The sequence below is a fragment of the Collinsella sp. AM16-21 genome (assembly GCF_003471905.1).
Lineage (GTDB): Bacteria > Actinomycetota > Coriobacteriia > Coriobacteriales > Coriobacteriaceae > Collinsella.
Map to the genome: position 1 here is coordinate 1 of NZ_QRKJ01000039.1, position 1,089 is coordinate 1,089.

Below are 1,089 nucleotides of genomic sequence, written 5' to 3' on the forward strand. Positions count from 1 at the left end.
CTCCGGGAAGTTCGCGAAGCCCACTTCCCGGAGCAAGGCCGCCCAGCCGGGCAAGGCCCCAGCGCGAGACCGTCCCGAATGCCTACCCGCACAGTGTGGCTACGAGTGGGATGGTCAAAATGGAGCAGATGATCGACAAAAACGTGCACTGCATCATGGGGCGTGCATCCTTGCCGTATTGTAGGCAGTACAGCGTACCGTTGCTGCCCACCGGCATTGCCATCTCGAGCACAAGCGTCGCGATAAACATGGGCGTCATGCCGGGCCACAAGCGCGCGACGGCAAGACATGCCACCGGCACGACAACCAGGCGAAACGCCACGGCGACATAGGCGCGCCAGTTGGTAAGCATCTCGAGCGGACGGTACTTGGCGATAGACGATCCCATGAGCAACAATGCCGCTGGAGTGGTCATGGTGCCAACGATGGAAATCGAGTCGCCCAACACGCCCCAATCGGTCCATCCGGTTAGCACGATCCCAAGCACAACAGCACTTGCAATGAGACCAGGACTCTTGCAGCAGGCGGCAATATTGCGCATCTGCTTTTTAAGGCCGCCATCCATTCCGCTAAATAACATGGCACCGACGGTAAACATAAGAAGGTTTAGGGGGATAAGCGCAATCGATGCATACAACAGCGCTTGTTTTCCCAACACCGCCGAAATAACCGGAAAACCGATAAACCCGGCATTACCGAAAAGCACAGCGAAGCGATACGAGCATTCTGTCCCTTTGGGAACGCGAAGAGCAGCGGTGACGGCAAACGCGATAACGGTCGCCACCACATACATCACGAAGGACAGACCCATGAGCGAAAACGTCTCGGCAATGCTCGGAAGCTTCACATCATCGCCCAGCGCTGACGAAAGCACCAAGCACGGTAGCGCCACCTGCAACAGCAGATGCGACAGCTCGCGCTCGAACTCCGCTTTCATAAACCCCAGCTTGGCGATACACCACCCCAACAAAATAGGCAGCGAAACCGTCAACATCTGAAGCGCCACACTCGTAAAGCTCATGCTTCCCCCTTATCTATTCCACGAGGGCCGGGGCGCCTGCTTTGTTTTGAGAAGTGGGCTTCGCGAAC

At 57.0% G+C, this 1,089-nt stretch carries 1 protein-coding gene; it reads right to left on the reverse strand.

The annotated features are described in order from the left end of the window. Positions 1 to 82 precede the first annotated feature (82 nt). Positions 83 to 1,021, reverse strand: a complete 939-nt coding sequence (locus DW180_RS10080; protein WP_118238524.1) for an AEC family transporter — start codon at positions 1,019 to 1,021, stop codon at positions 83 to 85. Positions 1,022 to 1,089: the final 68 nt, after the last annotated feature.